This is a genomic window from Tranquillimonas alkanivorans (assembly GCF_900115595.1).
In the GTDB taxonomy this organism is placed as follows: domain Bacteria; phylum Pseudomonadota; class Alphaproteobacteria; order Rhodobacterales; family Rhodobacteraceae; genus Tranquillimonas; species Tranquillimonas alkanivorans.
This window is the reverse complement of record NZ_FOXA01000006.1, coordinates 188,975-206,634: the sequence shown is the minus strand read 5'-3', so window position 1 is coordinate 206,634 and position 17,660 is coordinate 188,975. Positions and strand designations below refer to the sequence as shown.

The following is a 17,660-nucleotide window of genomic DNA, read 5'->3' as shown; positions in this document are numbered from 1 at the left end:
GCCGCGATGACCCGCGTCAAATTCGTCTGCGACACCGAACGCTGCATCGAGTGCAACGCCTGCGCCACCGCCTGCAAGAACGAGCACGAGGTGCCCTGGGGGATGGTGCGCCGCCGCGTCGTCACGCTCAACGACGGCACGCCCGAGGAACGCTCGATCGCAACCTCGTGCATGCACTGCACCGATGCACCCTGCGTGGCCGTCTGCCCGGTCGAATGTCTCTATCAGACCGACCTCGGCATCGTGCTGCACGACAAGGACATCTGCATCGGCTGCGGCTACTGCTTCTATGCCTGCCCCTTCGGCGCGCCACAGTACCCGCGCGCCAGCCTGTTCGGGTCGCGCGGCAAGATGGACAAGTGCACCTATTGCGCCGGCGGCCCCGAACCGAACGGATCGGAAGAGGAATATCGCAAGTACGGCCGCAATCGCGTTGCCGAGGGCAAGCTGCCGCTTTGTGCCGAGGTCTGCTCGACCCGCGCGCTGCTTGCCGGCGACGGCGAGGTGGTCGGCGAGATCTTCCGCGAGCGCGTCATCCACCGCGGCTACGGCTCGGGCGCGTGGGGCTGGAACACCGCCTATTATCCCGAGGAGGACGGGGCATGAGCGCCGCACTTCGCAGCGGCCGGCGCTTCACCGGCTACCGTGTGGCCGGCGCGATCGCCGCGGTCCTTCTGGCGCTGGTGATGGCCTGGCAGGTCTACGAGCTGTTCGACGGCGACGACTTCACGCGCCCCGTGGTGCAATGGGGCGTGCCGCAGGACGGCGCGGAACTCAGCGGTGTGCTGGCGGGCGAGGCGCTGGCGGCGCGCACGCGGCTGCAACGCGACCGGTTCAACTCGGGCCCCGCCCCGGACGCCGATGCCCCGTCGCTGGCCTATGGCGACGAGCTTTTCATCGTGACGGCGCCGCTGGACGACGGTGCGGTTCTGACCGGGGCCTGGGCCCGGCCGGACGAGGCCGCCGCCGAAGTAGCGCGCCCGAGCGACCGGGTCATCGGCATCAGCTCGCTTCCCTACGTCAACGCCGACCTGTTCGAGCGGCCCTTCGCCCGCGACTGGCGCGTCGGCATCGCCGACGTCGCCACGCATCTCGGCGCCATCGCCATCGTCGGTTTCAGCTTCCTTCTGGCGCTGATGCTGGCCGTCCGGGGCCGCGTCCCCATCCTGCACGGGCACAGCGACCGGCCGCGCGTCAAGCGCTTCGGCCTGCTGGAACGCATGGTACACTGGATGACAGCCGTCAGCTTCATCGTCCTGGCGCTGACCGGCATCGTCATCGCCTATGGCGAAACGCTGATCGCCCCCTTCAGCCGTGTCGCGCTTGGCGACATCGGGTGGCTGTCGGCGTGGGCGCACATGATGTTCTTTCCGTCCTTCGCCCTGGGCGTGCTGGTGATGGCCGTCATGTGGACCCTGCGCAACCTGCCCGAGCGGCGCGACCTCACGTGGCTCGCCCGCGGCGGCGGGTTCTTCACAGATGCCGACGACTCGCCGCCGGCGCACAAGTTCAACCCGGGCCAGAAGCTGGTGTTCTGGTCGGCGGTGCTGGGCGGCCTGATCATGGTGGGCACCGGTGTCACGCTGATGTTCCCCTATTACTGGCTGGATCTCGGCGGCATGAGCTGGGCGATGCTGACGCACGCGGTGATCGGCGTTCTGCTCATCGCCATCTTCATCGGGCACATCTATATCGGCACCGTCGGCATGGAGGGCGCGTTCTGGGCCATGTGGGGCGGCGACGTCGACCGCAACTGGGCGGAGGAGCACCACAAGCTGTGGGTCCGGGACCTCGAACAAGGCGCGAACAGGAGCCCCGCGGAATGACGTCCTTTCTCAGCGGAACCGCCATCGCTCTCGTCCTCGCGGCAGGGACGTACTTCGCCATGCAGGCAGGCACGATCTATTCGGTCGAACGGATCGCCGACCGCTCGCACAACCTCGAAGGCATCGACGCGGAGTACTCGCCGGCCACCGACACCAACCCGGAATAGAGACGTCAGACCCGGCCGTTGGCGGACATGATGATTGCGGCGGGCCGCGTCTCGGGGATCTCGGCAAGCACGATCACGAGGCTCGCGGTCAGCGGGACGGCAAGGATCGCGCCGGGGATGCCCCAGAGCGCGCCCCAAAAGGCCAGCGCCAGCAGCACGAAGAGGGGGCTGAGGTTGAACGCCCGGCCCATGAGCTTCGGCTCGAGCACGCCGCCGACATAGATCTGCGCCGCCGCCAGAGCCACAAGCGACAGTGCCGCCATCCCAAGCGATCCAAACTGCGCGAGGCTCAGCAGGACCGGGAACAGGACGCCGAGCATCGATCCGAAATAGGGGATGTAGTTAAGGAACCCGATGAGCACCGCCCAGAACAGCGCGAACTCGATCCCGATGAGCCACATGATGACGAAGGACGCCGCCCCAAGCACCACGTTCACCAGCGTCTTCACCAGGAGGTAATTCCCGATCCGCTCGTTGATGCGGGTGAGCACCTCGAGCGCGCGGGCCCCCTTGTCCGGCGTGCCGGCGGCGAGTGCCAGCTTGCGCGCGAAATGCGCCCGCTCGTTCACGAAGAACGACACGTAGAGCACGATCAGGAACAACGTGCCGCCAAACCCGCCGATGGACTGGACCAGCGGCGTGATGAGCTGCCGGGTGTTTATGCGCCCGAAGGTCTCGGCCTGCAGGGCGGCCCAGGTCGGCTGGTCCTCGAACCCGAAGACGTCGGCGAAGCCCGCGACGATCCGGTCGAGGTTCGCCTCATAACCGGGAAGCGCGGCGGCGACGCGTGTGAAGTTGGTGATCACCAGCACGAACAGAAGCGCGACGCTCAGCGTGAAGGCCAGAAGCACCAGCAGGCGCCGCGCCCACAGCGGCGCGCCGCCCAGAAGCGGCACCTTCACCAGCGCCTCCGCCGCCGCGGTGAGGATGTATAGCGCGACGATGGCCGAGATGATGGGCAGCAGCACCGGCTTGCCCACCCACAAAAGCCAGCCGACCATGAGCGCGAGCGCCATGCCATATGTCATCGGGGCAAGCCGCCACTCCCTCACCCGCCGCCGCTCCGATTCCCGCATGACACCCGTTCGTTCGCGATCATCATCAGCCGGAAGGTGCCGTCGGTGGCGCAGGATGTCCATGGCGTGCCAGCTTCGCGGCCGTGCGAGGCTGAACGCGCCTATGCCGAAGGCGCACGCTCGACCACGAAGGTCGGGAAGGCCGCAACCGCCGTCGCGGCGGACACGCCGGCCGTCACCAGGAACGTGAACCCGGCGCCGGCCGTGTCTGACAGCTGACCGGCGACGACCGGTCCGGCGACACTGCCCGCCGCGACGGCGAGCAGTGCGGCGGTGAACCCCAGGGCGGGAACGTTGGGGAACAGCCGCTCGGACCAGAAGGCGAGCACTGCGCTCATCATCATGACGTAGGCGCCCTGAAGCGCCGCCGACAGGATCACGCCGCCGGTCGAGACCGGCGCCAGCGCGATCAGAAGGAGCGAAAGCGTCGAACCCGCCAAAAGAAGCCCCAGCAGCGCGGCCAGCCCCGTCGCCGCCTTGATCCGTCCCGTCGTCAGGCCGACCAGGCCGAAGAGCCCGAAGCTGACGAAGATTAGCGCCGGGGAGGCGCCCACCGGACCAATGGGAACGCCGCCGTTCTGCTGAACCCGGTCGGCCGCGAACGAGATGTAGATCGCCGTCGTCGTCCCGAAGGACAGCGCGATGACGTAGAGCGGAACCGCCCGACGTTGCGCGAGTCTCCGCCACGGCAGGGAAGGCAGAGCTCCGAACCGACCCTTCAGCCGGCGCAGGGCCATCCAGTTGCCCGCAGCCGCGAGGGCCGCGGCCCCGGCGAAGATTGCCCAGGCCGTCCGCCAGGACATGCCGCTCAACAACAGGACAAGCGCCGTCGCACCCGCCGCTGCGATCCCCAGGCTTGTGCCCGTGCTGACGATCGACAGGGCTGCGGGGCGGCGGGCATCGTCCACCTGCCGGTGCACCGCATCGTTGAACGGCGCCCAGGAGAACCCCGCGCTCGACATCGCGAAGAAGGTTCCGGTGGCGAGAAGCGGCAGCCCCTGCGCCGTCGCGACCAGGGCCATGCCAAGCGCGGCCGAGAGAAGCCCAAGCACGACGGGCAGGCCTGGCCCCTGCCGCGCTGTGACCGCGTAGGCGGCGAGAAGGCCGAAGAAGAAGCCCGAGAAGCCGAGGCTCGACACAAGCCCGGCCGTCCCGCTTGACATGTCGAAGGTCGACCGGAACTCGGGAAGGAAGAGGCCGAAGCCCATCCGGGCAGGACCGTATGTCATCGCGGTGGCCGCGAACCCCGCGGCAGACAGCTTCCAGAACGACATGCAGTTCACCCGTCACCTGACTTCCGTTCCCAACGGCGCCGGGGGCCGGAATGATCCAGAGCGGCGCCGAGATCCCTGTGCGCCGGGGCGCCTTCCCGATCCTCCCGATAATCGGGTCTCGACGTCCGGCCGCGTGAAGACGGACCACTGTCCGCCTTGAGCGGCGCAGGCCGCCGCTTTCCCCTGTTGCAGCTCGCGCCAAGACTCGATTCCTCCCACCATCGCCGCTCGGGGCCAGGACACGATCGCCCATCTGCGTCACTCATTCCGGAACCTGCCCGGCAGCGGCAGGTTCTTTGACTCGAGACGGGGAAGGCGATGAGCGAGCGCAACGAAAACGGCGTGGCGAACCGGGATGCCGGCACCGCACAGGCCAAGCACCTGAACGAGGTCAGGTGGCTTCTGCGTGCCTTGGTGTTCCTTGGCACGTTCACCGCCATTTACTTCGCGCAAAGCGTGCTGATGCCGGTGGTGCTGGGTCTGCTGGTCGCGCTCACGCTTTCGCCGCCGGTCCGCTGGCTGGCCCGGCGGGGCGTGCCGCGCACGGTATCGGCGGTGCTGCTGGTGTCGGGGCTTGTTCTGGGTGCGCTGGCGGTGGCCTACTCGATGAGCGGACCCGCCTCGACCATCATCAGCGAGGCCCCGTCGATCGGCCCGCGGCTCGAGCGGAAGATGCAGACGCTGATGAAGCCGGTCGAGCAGATGCGCGAGGCCAGCGAACAGGTGCAGGAGGCCACCGACGAGGACGACCCGACCGTGCAGGAGGTGCAGGTCGAGGGCGGATCCTTCGCGACCGCCGCCATGCGGCGCGTGGCGGGCGGAGGCATGTCGGTGATCATGGCGCTGATCCTGTCGATGTTCCTGCTGGCCGGATCCGACGCGATCCAGCTGCGCATCGTGAATTCGTTGGGTTCGCTCCACGAGAAGAAGAAAGCGCTCGGCATCGTACGTGGGATCGAGCGGCAGATTTCGCGCTACCTCGGGGCGATCACGCTGATCAACGCGGGGCTCGGCGTGTGCATCGGCACGGCGCTCTACTTTCTCGGGATGCCCTATGCGTGGCTGTGGGGCGTGGCCGCGTTCCTGCTGAACTTCCTGCCCATCCTGGGCGCGATGATCGGGGTGCTCTGCTCGGGCGTCGTGGCGGTGCTGCTGTTCGACACGCTGGGCCGCGCGCTGCTGGTGCCGGCGGTGTATTTCCTGCTGACGTTCCTGGAAGGGCAGTTCCTGACGCCGATGCTGGTCGGCCGGCGGCTGAAGATCAACGTCGTCGCCGTGTTCCTGACCGTGCTGTTCTGGGGCTGGCTGTGGGGCATACCCGGCGCGCTGATGGCGGTGCCATTCCTGGTGTTGCTCAAGGTCATTTGCGATCACGTTCCGCGACTGGCGGTCCTGCGCAGCTTCCTCAGCGACGAGACGCCTGGCCAGCCCGCCGACCTCGCCACCACACAGGCCACGGACGCCCGCACCGGCGAGAGCGGCGCCTGAGGCACCGGAGCCGCGGCAGGGCCTCCCCCCATGCCCTGATGGTGACATTATGACCGCGCTCTCCGCGTTGGCCACCGCGACCAGCCGCTCCCGCGGCTTCGTCGGCGCGGCGGCGGTCTTCGTGATGATGCTGCACACCTGCGCCAACGTGGTGGTGCGCAACCTCTTCAACGTGTCGATGAACGTGAACGAGGCCGAGGCCGACGCGAAATCGGGGCCACAAAACGCGTGACGTTACGGAATCCTACACTATCGTTAACCTATGACCGTGACGATTCACGAACTCATCGAGCGCAAGAAGCCCGCCGATCTGGAGAAGATCGAGAGAACGCTCGCCGCCCAACCGGCGCGCAGTCCGGAGGCCGAGGCCGCGCTCTCGGCGCTGATCTGGCGGCGCCGGACAGACGGCCGAAGCGGCCTGCTGGGCGCGTTCATGCACAAGGACTGCGCCGAGCGGATCGCGATGCTGGGTGACCACCTCGAGGAAATCGGGGCGCATGACGCCGCTGCGGCCCTGCGCGAGTTGCGCGCCGAGATCCCGCTGTCCGACGACCTGATCGGACGCGGGCTGATCGACTGGGTGGACTCCCGTCCCGACATCGTCCGCGAAGCGCGCGAACTCGACTCTCGGCTGGAGGACGTGGCGCCGCTGATCTGGGACTACCTGCGCGACTGCGGCGACGCCGTTCCCGACCTTCCGCTTCACCAACCTCGCCGCGGGCTACTGGCCCGCTGGCTGAGCTGACTCATTACGCGTCGGAAAGATCATTTTCTACAGCGTTTTACACGGATGTTTTGAAATCCGCGCCCATGGCGCTAGGGTGAAGGGCATGTCCATAGAACGTGGCGCCTGCCGTCCGGAACCCTCTACCACGCAGTTCTGACGCCGAGACCGCATCGGCCGACCCCGCCTGCGCGGCTGCGCAAGCGGGTCGGCAGGCATGGAAGGGAGACAGACAGATGAACGATTACGACCCGAATAAGGGCTACGTCGCGCTCCTCGGCTGGAGCCTGAACGCCATCGACGCGGTGGACCGGTTCGACCGGCGCTACATCGTGGTCGCCCCGCCCTGGGCCGAAGACTATTGCAGCCAGAACGGCATCCCGTTCATGCCCTGGGACTTCGACCGCCTGAACGAACGGTCGCACGAATTGGCGCACCGCCTGAAGGACGAAGGCGTTGACGTCGCCATTCCGCTCTTCGAGGAAACGGTCGAATGGGCCGGCGCGGTCAACTCCGTCCTGCTGAACAACCCGCGCCTGCTGGGCCAGTCGATGCTGTTCCGCGACAAGTCGCTGATGAAGCGCCGCGCGCAGCTTGGCGGTATCCGCGTCGGCGTCTTCGAGGAGGCGCATGACCGCGGCGACGTCATCCGATTTCTCAAGCGGGTGAACCAGACCCTGCTCAAGCTCGACGGCGACCCGAACGACCCGATCCACTTCAAGGCGTTCGACAAGTCCGGCACAGCCGGCCACCGCGTGATCCGCACGCCAGAGGACGTGGACAACATCCCCGACGACGAGTTCCCGGCGCTGCTGGAGTCCCACCTCGACGGCTGGGAATTCGCGGTCGAGGCCTGGATCAAGGACCGCAAGATCCAGTTCCTCAACATCTCGGAATACGTGACGCTGGGCTACTCGGTCTTCGTGCCGGCGACGCCCGAGCTCGAGGCGCACCGCGCCCGGATCACCGAGGAGATCGAGAAGCTGATCGAGGCCTTCGACATCGACTTCGGTTTCATCCACCCCGAGTACTTCCTGACCAGCGACAACCGGCTCTACTTCGGCGAGGTCGCGTACCGCCCGCCGGGCTTCAAGGCGCTGGAACTGATCGAGCGTGCCTACGGCTTCAACGGCTACCAGGGGCTCGTCCTGATGTTCGACCCGAACACGACGCAGGACGAGATCGACGCCTTCTTCCCCGAGGCAGTCACGGGCGCGAAAGGCCATGCCGGCTGCTTCGGCGTCTACCCGCGCCGCCGGGTCGTCAGCCGACTCGAAGTGCCCGAGGAGACGGCGAACCACCCCTATTTCGAGTTCCACGAACTCGCCGAGCCGATGGAGCAGAAGGTGACCAAGCGTACGGCGTTCGGAACGCATTGGGGGCTGGCCTACTTCTTCGGCGAGGACCCGCACAAGCTCAGGGACCTCTTGAAAGCCCAGGAAGAACTCGATTTCTATGTCTGAGAGCAGCAAGCGGCGCGCCGATTAGGCGCGAAAGCCCATGACGGAAATGAGCAGCGGCGCCGAGCGTCTGACAGGGACGCTCGACGTCGCCATTGAACGGCTCGAGCGCGCCCGCCCGTTCGCCAAGCAGCGGCACCAGCGGCCCGTGCTCGACGTCGTTTCGCGCCTGATGCCCCTGCCGGGGGGACCAGAGGCGATCCTGTCCCGCGCGGTCCGGATGGACCGGGCGGGGCTGTTCGGCGGCTCGGACTGGGACGTGCCCACGGCGCTTTTGCCCCAGCTCACCGTGCAGACGCTGGAAAGCGACGATCGCGTCCTCGCTGCGCTCGAAATGGCGAGCCTGATGCGGTTTCTCGCCGTTGCCACCGGCACGGCGCAGCATTCAACTCTTCAGCAGGAATACGCGCAGCACTTCCTGACCCAGGTGCTCGCGCTGAACCTGCCGCGGTTCTTCAACTTCTCGGACGAGGCCAGCCGGGCGGCGGGCGAGCGCGCGGCGCTGGTCGCGCGGCTGCTGCGCTTCATCGCCGAGCGGGTGGGCCTGCGCGACGTGCTGGGCGTCATGGTCGCCGAGATCTGGCGCATCCTTGAACAGCGTCCGGTGCAGGTCGGCCCGGTCAAGGACATGATCACCCAGATCGCCGTGGCGCTGAACCAGCAAGGCAGCGAACCGGGCGCCGAGCGGCTTGGGGCAGAGCGGCTGATCAGCGCGCTTTTCGGCCCCACCGTCGAGACCTTGGACGATCCGGGCCTCGACCTCTACCGCGAGCGGCTGGGCCACATGGACGATGCGGGCCTGTCGCGCGAGGCCATGGGCTTCGCGCGTTCGATGCACGACACGGGCCTGGTCTCGGATTACCACGTCGCGTTTCTGCTCTGGGCGCTGGACTATCCCGACCGGCCGCTGGTGCCCGAGGCGATGGGGCTTGGCTCGACCGGCCTCGACTGCTGGCGGCACTACCGCGGCCTGATCGAGGAGCTTATCCGCGCCGGCGTCACCCCGGCGACCCCGCAGGCGCTCTACGGGCTCGCGATGCTGATGGAGCGCGGCATCCTGCACCACACGCCGATCGCGCCTGCGCTGAAGCGGGCATTGCGGCTGGAACTGCGACCCGCGGTCCGCGAACGGATCGACCTGGGCTTCGGCACCCAGGCCAGCGCCGAGACGCACCTGCTGGCCGGCGCGCTCGAGGTGATCGGCCAGCCGCTCGGCGTGGGCCAGGGCGCGAATCCCACCTGCCAGTCGGCGCGCGCGATCTCGATGTGGGCGCTCAACGATCCGGACTTCCTTCTGCACCTGATGGTGCAGGCGGCCGAGGCCGAGACGGTGCTGATGCATTTCGAGGGGCAGCCGATCAACTCCGCCGAACTGCCCGCCGGTCTGGCCGGCTTCGGCCCGATCGACGCGGATCCGCTGTCGGTCCTGCTGGTCCCCCACCTCGACCGCATCTATGCCGAGATGGGACGCCTTTGCGCCCCGCGCGGCGGCGACCCACATCGCTGGATCAACCCGGAATTCCACGGCTGGTGGGTCGCACGCGACTGCGCCGTGGCCGTCGACGTATCGACCGGCTTTCTCGACGAGTACGACCGCTTCGTGCGGCGCTTCCACGAAAGCTATCACCCCGGCTACAACGGCGACCGGCCGCTCATCCACCCGCAGCCCGCCGGCATCGCCTTCACGGATTCGACAGGCACCTTCATCGGCTGGCACGCCATCACCATCCTGCGCGTCGCTTCGGGCCGCGCCGGCGAAACGCGGGTGTATTTCTACAACCCCAACAACGACAGTGGCCAGGATTGGGGACAAGGCGTGAGTGTCACCACCAGCGGGAACGGCGAACGGCACGGCGAAGGCTCGCTGGAGTTCGAGCAGTTCCTTTCGCGCCTCTACCTCTTCCACGACCAGCCGCTGCGTCCCACCGGCCATGCTCCCGTGCCGGCCGAGGCGGTCGAGCGAGTCCGGCAAATGGCGGCCGACAGCTGGGCTGGTAACCGCGTTCCATCAACGCGGGCCGCCGATCCGGCCGAGGCCCCTTCGGCATAGGCTTCGACGGCGCAGGCCCGCCCCGCGCGTCACATGCGATTTCTGCATAGCAGCAAGACGTGATCGTGCGTTGTGGCCAGCCGCCTGATGCATAGGTTCCGCCTCGAACGGCGCTGACGCCGAAACTTGGAACGGAAAGCGGAACCGAAATGGCCGACGTCTCTTACAGCCACAGTCTGCGGACTGGATTGCTCGACCGGCTCGCCGTGCGTCTGAAGCAGGCGGGCGAACGGCTCGACCGGTATCGGGTCTATCGCCAGACGCTCTCGGAACTCGAGGCGCTGAGCGATCGCGACCTCGCCGACCTGAGCCTGAGCCGGCACGACATCAACCGCGTCGCCCGCGAAGCTGCGGCGACGCACTGAATTTTCGGGATCGGAGAGCCCTCCTCCTCCCTGGGATCTCCATCTTTCGCGGCGGCATCCGCCTCCTCCCTGATGCCGTCGCGATCTTCTTCGGGCCTTCGGGCTCACCGTAACGCGGACCGCCTCCTCCTCCCTGGGCGTGTTCGTGACAGTGCGGCGGTGCCTACCTCCTCCCGGGCACCGCCGCACGTCTTTCCGACCCTCCGGCAATCGCCAAGCTCTTCGCCTTGACGCGCGTGGCGCCAGGCAAAAAAAGAGCGGCGGGATGTCCCGCCGCTCCGTTTCTCGTGCCGTGTCGCGTTCGACCCTTTACTTGAGGTCCTCGGGCAGCAGGGCGTCGGGCATGTTCTGGTAGCAGACCGGCCGCAGGAAGCGGCGGATCGAGAGGGTGCCGACCGAGGTGTGGCCGAAGTTGGTCGAGGCCGGGTAAGGCCCGCCATGCACCATCGCGTCGGCGACCTCGACCCCGGTCGGGAAGCCGTTGACGAGGATCCGGCCCGCCTTGCGCTCGAGGATCGGCATCAGGCGCTGGCCGTCCTGCCCGTCGCCCTCGTCCATGTGCAGCGTGCAGGTCAGCTGGCCCTTCAGCGAGCGGGCCACCTGCTCCATCTGCGCCTGGTCGGCCACGCGCACGATCAGGCCGAGCGGGCCGAAGACCTCCTCGCCCAATTCCTCGTTCTTCAGCCAGGTCTCGCCGTCGGTCTCGTAGAGATACGGCGTCGCGGTGCGCAGGTCGCAGACGCTGGTCAGAACCTCGCGGACGCCGGCGCTGCCCTGCACCCGGTCCCGGCCCTGCCGGTAGGCGCTGGCGATGCCATCGGTCAACATGGTCTGCGGCGCGGCCTCCTCCAGCGCCGCCTTCGCCGCGTCCACAAAGGCATCCGCGCCCTCGCCGTCGATGACGATCGCGATGCCCGGGTTGGTGCAGAACTGCCCCGCGCCCATCGTCAGCGAGCCCGCCCAACCCTTGCCGATCTCGGCGCCACGCGCCTTTACGGCTTCCGGCAGCAGGAACATCGGGTTCACCGAGCCCAGCTCACCGAAGAACGGGATCGGCTCGGGCCGCTGCGCGCACAGGTCGAAGAGCGCACGCCCGCCGCCCAGGGAGCCGGTGAAGCCCACGGCCTTGATCAGCGGGTGCTGGACCAGCGCCTGGCCCACGTCGCGCTTGCCGCCCTGAACCAGCGAAAAGACGCCGGGATGCACGCCGCATTTCACGATGGCCGCGTGGATGGCCTCGGCCACGATCTCGCCGGTGCCGGGATGCGCGCCGTGGCCCTTCACGACCACCGGGCAGCCCGCGGCCAGCGCCGAGGCTGTGTCGCCGCCCGCGGTCGAGAACGCCAGCGGGAAGTTCGAGGCGCCGAACACGGCCACCGGACCGATGGGGCGCTGCACCATCTTCAGGTCCGGGCGCGGCAGCGGCTGGCGGTCCGGCAGCGCCTCGTCATGCCGCCGATCAAGGTAGTCCCCCTTGCGGATGTGGTCGGCGAAAAGCCGCAGCTGGCCGGTGGTCCGACCCCGCTCGCCCTGCAGCCGCGCCTCGGGCAGCCCGGTTTCCGACGTGCCGATCTCGGTGATCTGCCCGCCCCGCGCCTCGATCTCGTCGGCGATGGTCTCGAGGAACTTCGCCCGCTCCTCGCGGCTGGAATAGCCGTAGGACCAGAAGGCGTCCTCGGCCCCCTTCACCGCCCGGTCCACCAGCTCGGGCGTGCCGACCGAGAAGTCGAAGGCCTGCCCGCTTGAGGGCTCGGACTTGAACGTGGCCTCGCCCGCGACCCAGTCGCCGGCGATCAGGTGCTTGCCATGGGGGGTGAATGTCGTCTCGTCGAGCATGCTGTTCCTTTCCGGGCCGCGCTCGGCCCTCGGCTTCGCTTTGACTGCGGCCGCCGGGGCGGCGGCCGTCCGAAAAGCTCGTATCGCTTCAGATAGGCCCGACCGGGCCACCGGTGAAGGGGCGGCAGAGACAGACCCTGCCGTCATCGCGCGTATTGGTATACCAGATCGACATGGTATACCAGAGGCGAAACCGGCGGATCGACCGCCGCGCAACAGGAGGACGGCACACATGGCGCGACCCACGCTCATCGCGATCGGCAACTACAACGACTGGGACGTCGAGCCGATGCAGGCCGAATACACCCTGCACCCGGTGGCGTCCGTCGAGGCGCTCGCGCACCTGCCCGAGGACGTATGCGCCGACGCCCGGGCGCTGGCTTTCAAGGGCCACGCCCCCTTCGGCGGCAAACAGATGGACCTCCTGCCGAACCTTGGGCTGATCGCCAATTACGGCGTGGGCTTCGACGCCATCGACGTCGCCGCCGCCGATGCGCGCGGGATCAAGGTGACCAACACGCCCGACGTGCTGAACGACGACGTCGCCGACCTCGCGGTCGCCATGTGGATCGCGCAGGCCCGCCGCATCCCCGAGGCGTCCGACTGGGTACGCTCGGGCACCTGGTCCGAGGGACGCGACTTCCCGCTCAACCGCAAGGCCAGCGGCCGCCGCGTCGGCATCCTGGGGCTCGGGCGCATCGGGCGCGAGATCGCCGACCGCCTCGCCGCTTTCAAGACCGAGGTCCATTACGCCTCGCGCTCCGAAAAAGACACGCCCGGCTGGACCTATCACCCTGACTACGTCTCGCTCGCCCGCGCCGTGGACGACCTGTTCATCGCGGTCGTCGGCGGCCCCGATACGGCCGGATGCGTAACGGCCGAGGTGCTCGACGCGCTCGGGCCCGATGGCGTGCTGGTCAACATCTCCCGCGGCAGCGTCGTCGACGAGGGCGCGCTCCTCGACGCGTTGGAACGGGGCCGCATCCGCGGCGCCGCGCTCGACGTGTTCCAGGACGAGCCAAAGATCGATCCGCGGTTCCTGAGACTCGACAACGCCCTGCTCCAGCCGCACCAGGGCTCGGGCACAGGCGAGACGCGGCGCGCCATGGGTCAGCTTCAGCGCGACAACGTCGCCGCTTTCTTCGCGGACCGCCCGCTTCTCACGCCGGTCAACTGAGCGGGGCCCTCTCTGGTCCAGAAATATCCCCGCCGGAGGCAACGCGCCGGGCGCAGGCCCGGCGCCACTGAAGGCATGCGCCGCAGGCGCTCGTCTTCCTAGCGGCCGGCCCGCGTCTCCCGGCTCCAGATGTAAATACCGGACCCCACGATCACCATCGCGCCCGCCAGCGTCCAGAGCGATGGGTAGGTGGCGAAGACGACGATCCCGGCGATCGTGGCAAAGAGAAGCTGGAGGTAGACCACCGGCGCAAGCACCGACGCGTCAGCCAGCCGGTGCGCGGCCGTGGCGAGGTAATGGCCCACGCCGCCGAAGCAGCCAATGGCCAGCGCGACGGTGATTTCCGGCCCGGTGTCCGGCCATTGCCAGCCCGGCAGCGCGAACGGCGCGATGCAGACGGTGGCGAGCCCGCTGGACCACAGCTGACTGGTGGCGTTGGTCTCCTCCCCCGCCAGCATTCGCGTCATCACGAAGTAGAGCGCGGCACAGGTCATCGCCGCGAGCGACAGGAACATCGCCGGGTGGAACTCCGCGCCCCAGGGTTGCACCACGATCAGCACGCCCGAGAAACCGACGATGACGGCCACCAGCCGCCGCACGCCCACCCGTTCGCCCAGCACCGGGATCGACAGGAGCGTCACGGCGATGGGCCCGGCGAAAAAGATCGCCGTCGTCACCGTGATCGGCAGCCAGTTGAGCGCCGTGAAGTTGCACACCGTGCTGCCTAGCAGCAGCGATGAGCGCAGGAACTGCCGCCCCGGCGACACCGAGCGGAAGGCCGCCGGCCCGTCCGAAGGCATGAAGAACAGCAGCGACAGCACGAAATGCCCGGCGTAGCGCATCAGCACCACCTGCAAGGGCGGCAGCCCCGCCAGGATCAGCCACTTCGCCGACGTGTCGATCGAAGTGAAGCAGGCCACCGCCGCGCACATGGTCAGCAGGCCGGCGAGCGTCCGGTCCTCCTTGCCGCGCGCCTCGCTCATGCGGATCGGAGTCCGCTCACGCCGCCGCCCATCCGCCGTCGATGATGTGCGCTTGGCCCGTCGTGAACGCCGACTCGTCCGAGCCAAGGTAGACGGCCAAGTGCGCGATCTCCTCGGGCGTGCCGATCCGCCCCATCGGCTGGCGCGCCTTGAACGCCTTCATCGCGCCCTCGTAGTCGCCGGTGGCGCGCAGCCGGTCGTGCAGCGACGGGCTGTCGACGGTGCCGGGGCAGATGCAGTTGGCGCGGATCCCCTTGGTCACGAAGTCCACCGCGACGCACTTGGTCATCGCGATGATCGACGCCTTGGACGAGGCATAGATGAATCGGTTCGGCACGCCCACGATGGACGAGGCCAGCGAGGCGATGTTCACGATCGACCCGCCGCCGCGTTCGAGCATGCCGGGGATGGCCGCCTGCATGGCGTGGAACTGCGAGCGGACGTTGAGGTTCATGGCGAGGTCGAAATCCTCGTCCGTGGCCTCGAGAATGGTGCCGCCGTGCACGACGCCCGCGCAGTTCACCAGGACGTCCGGCGCCGCGTCCTTCACCGCCGCCTGCAGCGCCGCCTTGTCCATGACATCCAGGGCGAAGGTCGTGCCGGCCAGGCCCTCCAGCAGCTCGGCCTTCAGGTCGGTCGCGGTGACCTCGGCGCCCTCGCGCGCATAGGCTTCGGCGATGGCGCGGCCGATGCCCTGACCGGCGGCGGTGACGAAGGCCTTCTTGCCCGCGAGCCTCATCTCTTGATCCTTTCTGCGAGGAAATCCACCATCTCGGGTACCATGCGCTGGTCCCAGCCGGCGCTGTTCGCCTCGCCCAGCGTGACGGCGGCACAGTCGGACATGCGGCTGCGCGCGCCCAGCGAGTCGGCCATGGCCCGGTAGTAGCCCACGTCCTTGGCGGCATTCGCGACCGAGAAGGCGAGGTCGATCTTGCCCTCGGCGGCGTAGTTGCGCACGAAGTCCATCATGCCCGAGTGCAGCGGCCCCGCCGACATAACGCCATAGAGCTTCTCGCGCGGGACTCCCGCGGCGTCGGCCATGGCGAAGGCTTCCGACATGGCGCAGGCCGTGGTCATGGCGAAGAAGTTGTTTATCAGCTTGATCTTGTGCCCGGTGCCCAACGGCCCGAGGTGAAAGACGTTCTCGCCCAGTTCGTCGAGCACAGGCTTGACCTCGTCGTATGCCGCCTCGTCGCCCGCGCACATGATGTTGAGCTTGCCGTCCACGGCGTGCGCCGGCGTCCGCCCCAGCGGCGCGTCGAGGTAGGTCGCGCCCTTTCCGGCCAGCGCCTCGCCGATCTTCAGCGTCGAGGCAGGCAAGGAGGTGCCGAAATCTATGACAATCGTGCCCTCGCGCACGCCCGCGAGCACGCCGTCGTCGCCGTAGATCCGCGATTCGACACTGTCCGACGTGTCCATGCAGAGCATGACGATGTCGGACGCGCCGGCAAGGTCTCTGGCCGTCGTCGCCTCGGTCGCACCACGGCCCACCGCCGCCTCGACCTTCGCGCGAGAGCGGTTGGCGATCACCGTCAGGTCGTGCCCCTTGGCCTGCAACCGCTCGACCATGGCCGAGCCCATCAGGCCCAGCCCGATAAATCCGATCTTCGCCATCTCGCCCTCCTCTCGATATCAACCCCGGCCTGCGCCGCGCCGGCCGGGTTCCGGAACCACGCCCGCCGCGCCGCGGGCCTTCGACAAGTCACATCACCGCGCCGATCTGCCAGGGTACGAACTCGTAGTCGCCGAGTCCCTGAGCCTCGGATTTCGTCTTCTCACCGGACGCCACGCGCAGCAGAGTCTCGTAGATCTCGCTCCCGACTTCCTCGACCGTCGCGCCTTCGGTCAGGATGCGGCCGGCGTTTATGTCCATGTCCTCGGTCATCCGGCGAAACATCTCGGTGTTCGTGGCGATCTTCAGCGACGGCGACGGTTTCGCACCGAAGGCCGAACCGCGCCCGGTCGTGAACGCCACGAGGTTGCAGCCCGAGGCGATCTGCCCCGTCACCGAGGCCGGGTCGTATCCGGGCGAGTCCATGAAGGCAAAACCGGGCTTCGTCACCGGCTCGGCGTACTTGTAGACGCCGGTCAGCGGCGTCGTCCCGCCCTTGGCCGCCGCGCCCAGCGACTTCTCGAGGATCGTGGTCAGCCCGCCCTTCTTGTTGCCGGGCGACGGGTTGTTGTCCATCGAGCCCTTGTTGCGGTGGGTGTAGTCCTGCCACCAGTCGATCAGGTCGACGAGGTTCTGGCCCACCTGCGCATCCACGGCGCGGCGGGTCAGCAGGTGCTCGGCGCCATAGATCTCGGGCGTCTCGGCCAGCACGCCGGTGCCACCCTGCGCCACCAGAAGGTCACAGGCGTAGCCGAGCGCCGGGTTCGCCGTGATGCCCGACCACGCGTCCGATCCGCCGCATTGAAGCGCGACCATCAGCTCCGATGCCGGGCACTCCTCGCGCTCCGACCGGTTCACGATGGGAAGCATTTCCTCGATCTTCTTGATGCCAAGCTCGACCGTCTTGCGGATACCGCCGACGTCCTGGATGTTCATGCGCTGGAACAGCGGGCCCGGTGTGAGGCCATAGGCCTCGACCAGCCAGTCGAGCTGGTTCATCTCGCAGCCCAGCCCCGCCATCAGCACGCCGCCGACGTTGGGGTTGCGGGCATAGCCCCACATGACGCGCTGGAGCGCCTCGAACCCCTCGCCCGACCCGGCCATTCCGCAGCCGGTGCCGTGGACGAAGGCGGCGACGCCGTCAACGTTCGGATACTCGGCCAGCTTTTCGGGCGTGAAGTGATCCGCGATCATCCGGGCCGCCGTCGCCGAGCAGTTCACCGAGGTGATGACGGCGATGTAGTTACGGGTGCCGACCCGGCCGTTGTCGCGGCGGTAGCCCATGAAGGTGTCGCGCTTTTCCGGCTCCGGCGCGGGGCGCAGGTTGGTCGCGAAGTCGTACGACTGCTCGAGGTTGCGGAACTCGAGGTTGTGGGTGTGCACGTGCGCGCCGGCAGGGATGTCCTCGGACGCCCAGCCGATGATCTGGGCGTACTTCAACACCGGCTCACCCTTCGCGATGTCGCGGACAGCCATCTTGTGGCCGCGCGGCACGAGGGTGGTCGCTCCGTCGTCGCCGACGGCGAGCGGGCGGGTGGCGGTGACGACGTTGTCCGAGGAATCGAGACGAATGGTGGCGGACATGGAACAAGTCCTTCGAATGTGGGGGACCGGGGCGACCA

Annotated in this window: 17 protein-coding genes; 10 read left to right on the top strand and 7 right to left on the bottom strand. The window is 68.1% G+C overall.

Annotation, left to right across the window (positions count from 1 at the left end; genetic code table 11):
• The first annotated feature begins 6 nt into the window (after positions 1-6).
• Genes fdh3B through BM162_RS22770 form a run of 3 tightly spaced genes read left to right on the top strand, consistent with a single transcriptional unit; the run spans position 7 to position 1,993 of the window.
• On the top strand, positions 7-606 hold the full coding sequence (gene fdh3B, locus BM162_RS09870) for a formate dehydrogenase FDH3 subunit beta (RefSeq protein ID WP_093421093.1): 600 nt from the start codon (positions 7-9) through the stop codon (positions 604-606).
• Positions 603-1,826, top strand: a complete 1,224-nt coding sequence (locus BM162_RS09865) for a formate dehydrogenase subunit gamma (protein WP_093421091.1) — start codon at positions 603-605, stop codon at positions 1,824-1,826. Before fdh3B ends, BM162_RS09865 begins: the two co-directional genes overlap by 4 nt.
• A complete protein-coding gene (locus tag BM162_RS22770) occupies positions 1,823-1,993 on the top strand; it encodes a hypothetical protein (RefSeq protein ID WP_177215120.1) in 171 nt (56 codons plus the stop codon). The genes BM162_RS09865 and BM162_RS22770 overlap by 4 nt, the downstream gene beginning before the upstream one ends.
• A 5-nt stretch (positions 1,994-1,998) precedes the next feature.
• Here the strand turns inward: BM162_RS22770 and BM162_RS09860 are convergent, their stop codons facing one another.
• On the bottom strand, positions 1,999-3,009 hold the full coding sequence (locus BM162_RS09860) for an AI-2E family transporter (RefSeq protein ID WP_245759225.1): 1,011 nt from the start codon (positions 3,007-3,009) through the stop codon (positions 1,999-2,001).
• 161 nt (positions 3,010-3,170) lie between these two features.
• On the bottom strand, positions 3,171-4,343 hold the full coding sequence (locus BM162_RS09855; protein ID WP_245759224.1) for an MFS transporter: 1,173 nt from the start codon (positions 4,341-4,343) through the stop codon (positions 3,171-3,173).
• A gap of 318 nt (positions 4,344-4,661) precedes the next feature.
• Between BM162_RS09855 and BM162_RS09850 the strand changes: the two genes are divergently transcribed.
• From BM162_RS09850 to BM162_RS09825, 6 genes are all read left to right on the top strand, one after another.
• On the top strand, positions 4,662-5,831 hold the full coding sequence (locus tag BM162_RS09850; protein ID WP_093421086.1) for an AI-2E family transporter: 1,170 nt from the start codon (positions 4,662-4,664) through the stop codon (positions 5,829-5,831).
• Between the two features lie 49 nt (positions 5,832-5,880).
• Entirely contained in the window at positions 5,881-6,063 is a 183-nt protein-coding gene (locus BM162_RS09845) for a hypothetical protein (RefSeq protein ID WP_093421083.1), read from the top strand.
• A 30-nt stretch (positions 6,064-6,093) separates the two neighbouring features.
• Positions 6,094-6,576, top strand: coding sequence for a hypothetical protein (locus BM162_RS09840; RefSeq protein ID WP_093421081.1), 483 nt, complete (start codon positions 6,094-6,096; stop codon positions 6,574-6,576).
• A 215-nt stretch (positions 6,577-6,791) separates the two neighbouring features.
• A complete protein-coding gene (locus tag BM162_RS09835) occupies positions 6,792-8,018 on the top strand; it encodes an ATP-grasp domain-containing protein (RefSeq protein WP_093421078.1) in 1,227 nt (408 codons plus the stop codon).
• A 37-nt stretch (positions 8,019-8,055) separates the two neighbouring features.
• Entirely contained in the window at positions 8,056-10,065 is a 2,010-nt protein-coding gene (locus tag BM162_RS09830) for a hypothetical protein (protein ID WP_093421076.1), read from the top strand.
• 149 nt (positions 10,066-10,214) lie between these two features.
• Positions 10,215-10,430 carry a DUF1127 domain-containing protein gene (locus BM162_RS09825; RefSeq protein ID WP_093421073.1) on the top strand — a complete coding sequence of 72 codons (216 nt, stop codon included), beginning with the start codon at positions 10,215-10,217 and terminating at the stop codon, positions 10,428-10,430.
• Between the two features lie 309 nt (positions 10,431-10,739).
• Here the strand turns inward: BM162_RS09825 and BM162_RS09820 are convergent, their stop codons facing one another.
• Entirely contained in the window at positions 10,740-12,266 is a 1,527-nt protein-coding gene (locus BM162_RS09820) for an aldehyde dehydrogenase (NADP(+)) (protein WP_093421071.1), read from the bottom strand.
• A 232-nt stretch (positions 12,267-12,498) separates the two neighbouring features.
• Here BM162_RS09820 and BM162_RS09815 point away from each other — a divergent pair, with 232 nt between their 5' ends.
• Positions 12,499-13,443 (top strand): 2-hydroxyacid dehydrogenase, encoded by a 945-nt coding sequence (locus BM162_RS09815; protein ID WP_093421068.1) that lies wholly within the window; start codon positions 12,499-12,501, stop codon positions 13,441-13,443.
• A 98-nt stretch (positions 13,444-13,541) separates the two neighbouring features.
• Here the strand turns inward: BM162_RS09815 and BM162_RS09810 are convergent, their stop codons facing one another.
• The 4 genes from BM162_RS09810 to BM162_RS09795 form a co-directional block, all read right to left on the bottom strand.
• Positions 13,542-14,426 carry a DMT family transporter gene (locus BM162_RS09810; RefSeq protein WP_093421066.1) on the bottom strand — a complete coding sequence of 295 codons (885 nt, stop codon included), beginning with the start codon at positions 14,424-14,426 and terminating at the stop codon, positions 13,542-13,544.
• Positions 14,427-14,442: 16 nt separating this feature from the next.
• Positions 14,443-15,165 carry an SDR family oxidoreductase gene (locus BM162_RS09805; RefSeq protein ID WP_093421063.1) on the bottom strand — a complete coding sequence of 241 codons (723 nt, stop codon included), beginning with the start codon at positions 15,163-15,165 and terminating at the stop codon, positions 14,443-14,445.
• A complete protein-coding gene (locus BM162_RS09800; protein ID WP_093421061.1) occupies positions 15,162-16,040 on the bottom strand; it encodes an NAD(P)-dependent oxidoreductase in 879 nt (292 codons plus the stop codon). The genes BM162_RS09805 and BM162_RS09800 overlap by 4 nt, the downstream gene beginning before the upstream one ends.
• Before the next feature lie 88 nt (positions 16,041-16,128).
• Positions 16,129-17,622, bottom strand: coding sequence for a UxaA family hydrolase (locus tag BM162_RS09795; RefSeq protein ID WP_093421057.1), 1,494 nt, complete (start codon positions 17,620-17,622; stop codon positions 16,129-16,131).
• Between the last annotated feature and the right edge of the window lie 38 nt (positions 17,623-17,660).

Bases quoted from the DNA above. Each gene is read 5' to 3' on its own strand.
- fdh3B (WP_093421093.1), top strand. From the start codon at position 7: ATGACCCGCGTCAAATTCGTCTGCGACACCGAACGCTGCATCGAGTGC.
- BM162_RS09865 (WP_093421091.1), top strand. From the start codon at position 603: ATGAGCGCCGCACTTCGCAGCGGCCGGCGCTTCACCGGCTACCGTGTG.
- BM162_RS22770 (WP_177215120.1), top strand. From the start codon at position 1,823: ATGACGTCCTTTCTCAGCGGAACCGCCATCGCTCTCGTCCTCGCGGCA.
- BM162_RS09860 (WP_245759225.1), bottom strand. From the start codon at position 3,009: ATGGCGCTCGCGCTCATGGTCGGCTGGCTTTTGTGGGTGGGCAAGCCG.
- BM162_RS09855 (WP_245759224.1), bottom strand. From the start codon at position 4,343: ATGTCGTTCTGGAAGCTGTCTGCCGCGGGGTTCGCGGCCACCGCGATG.
- BM162_RS09850 (WP_093421086.1), top strand. From the start codon at position 4,662: ATGAGCGAGCGCAACGAAAACGGCGTGGCGAACCGGGATGCCGGCACC.
- BM162_RS09845 (WP_093421083.1), top strand. From the start codon at position 5,881: ATGACCGCGCTCTCCGCGTTGGCCACCGCGACCAGCCGCTCCCGCGGC.
- BM162_RS09840 (WP_093421081.1), top strand. From the start codon at position 6,094: ATGACCGTGACGATTCACGAACTCATCGAGCGCAAGAAGCCCGCCGAT.
- BM162_RS09835 (WP_093421078.1), top strand. From the start codon at position 6,792: ATGAACGATTACGACCCGAATAAGGGCTACGTCGCGCTCCTCGGCTGG.
- BM162_RS09830 (WP_093421076.1), top strand. From the start codon at position 8,056: ATGACGGAAATGAGCAGCGGCGCCGAGCGTCTGACAGGGACGCTCGAC.
- BM162_RS09825 (WP_093421073.1), top strand. From the start codon at position 10,215: ATGGCCGACGTCTCTTACAGCCACAGTCTGCGGACTGGATTGCTCGAC.
- BM162_RS09820 (WP_093421071.1), bottom strand. From the start codon at position 12,266: ATGCTCGACGAGACGACATTCACCCCCCATGGCAAGCACCTGATCGCC.
- BM162_RS09815 (WP_093421068.1), top strand. From the start codon at position 12,499: ATGGCGCGACCCACGCTCATCGCGATCGGCAACTACAACGACTGGGAC.
- BM162_RS09810 (WP_093421066.1), bottom strand. From the start codon at position 14,426: ATGAGCGAGGCGCGCGGCAAGGAGGACCGGACGCTCGCCGGCCTGCTG.
- BM162_RS09805 (WP_093421063.1), bottom strand. From the start codon at position 15,165: ATGAGGCTCGCGGGCAAGAAGGCCTTCGTCACCGCCGCCGGTCAGGGC.
- BM162_RS09800 (WP_093421061.1), bottom strand. From the start codon at position 16,040: ATGGCGAAGATCGGATTTATCGGGCTGGGCCTGATGGGCTCGGCCATG.
- BM162_RS09795 (WP_093421057.1), bottom strand. From the start codon at position 17,622: ATGTCCGCCACCATTCGTCTCGATTCCTCGGACAACGTCGTCACCGCC.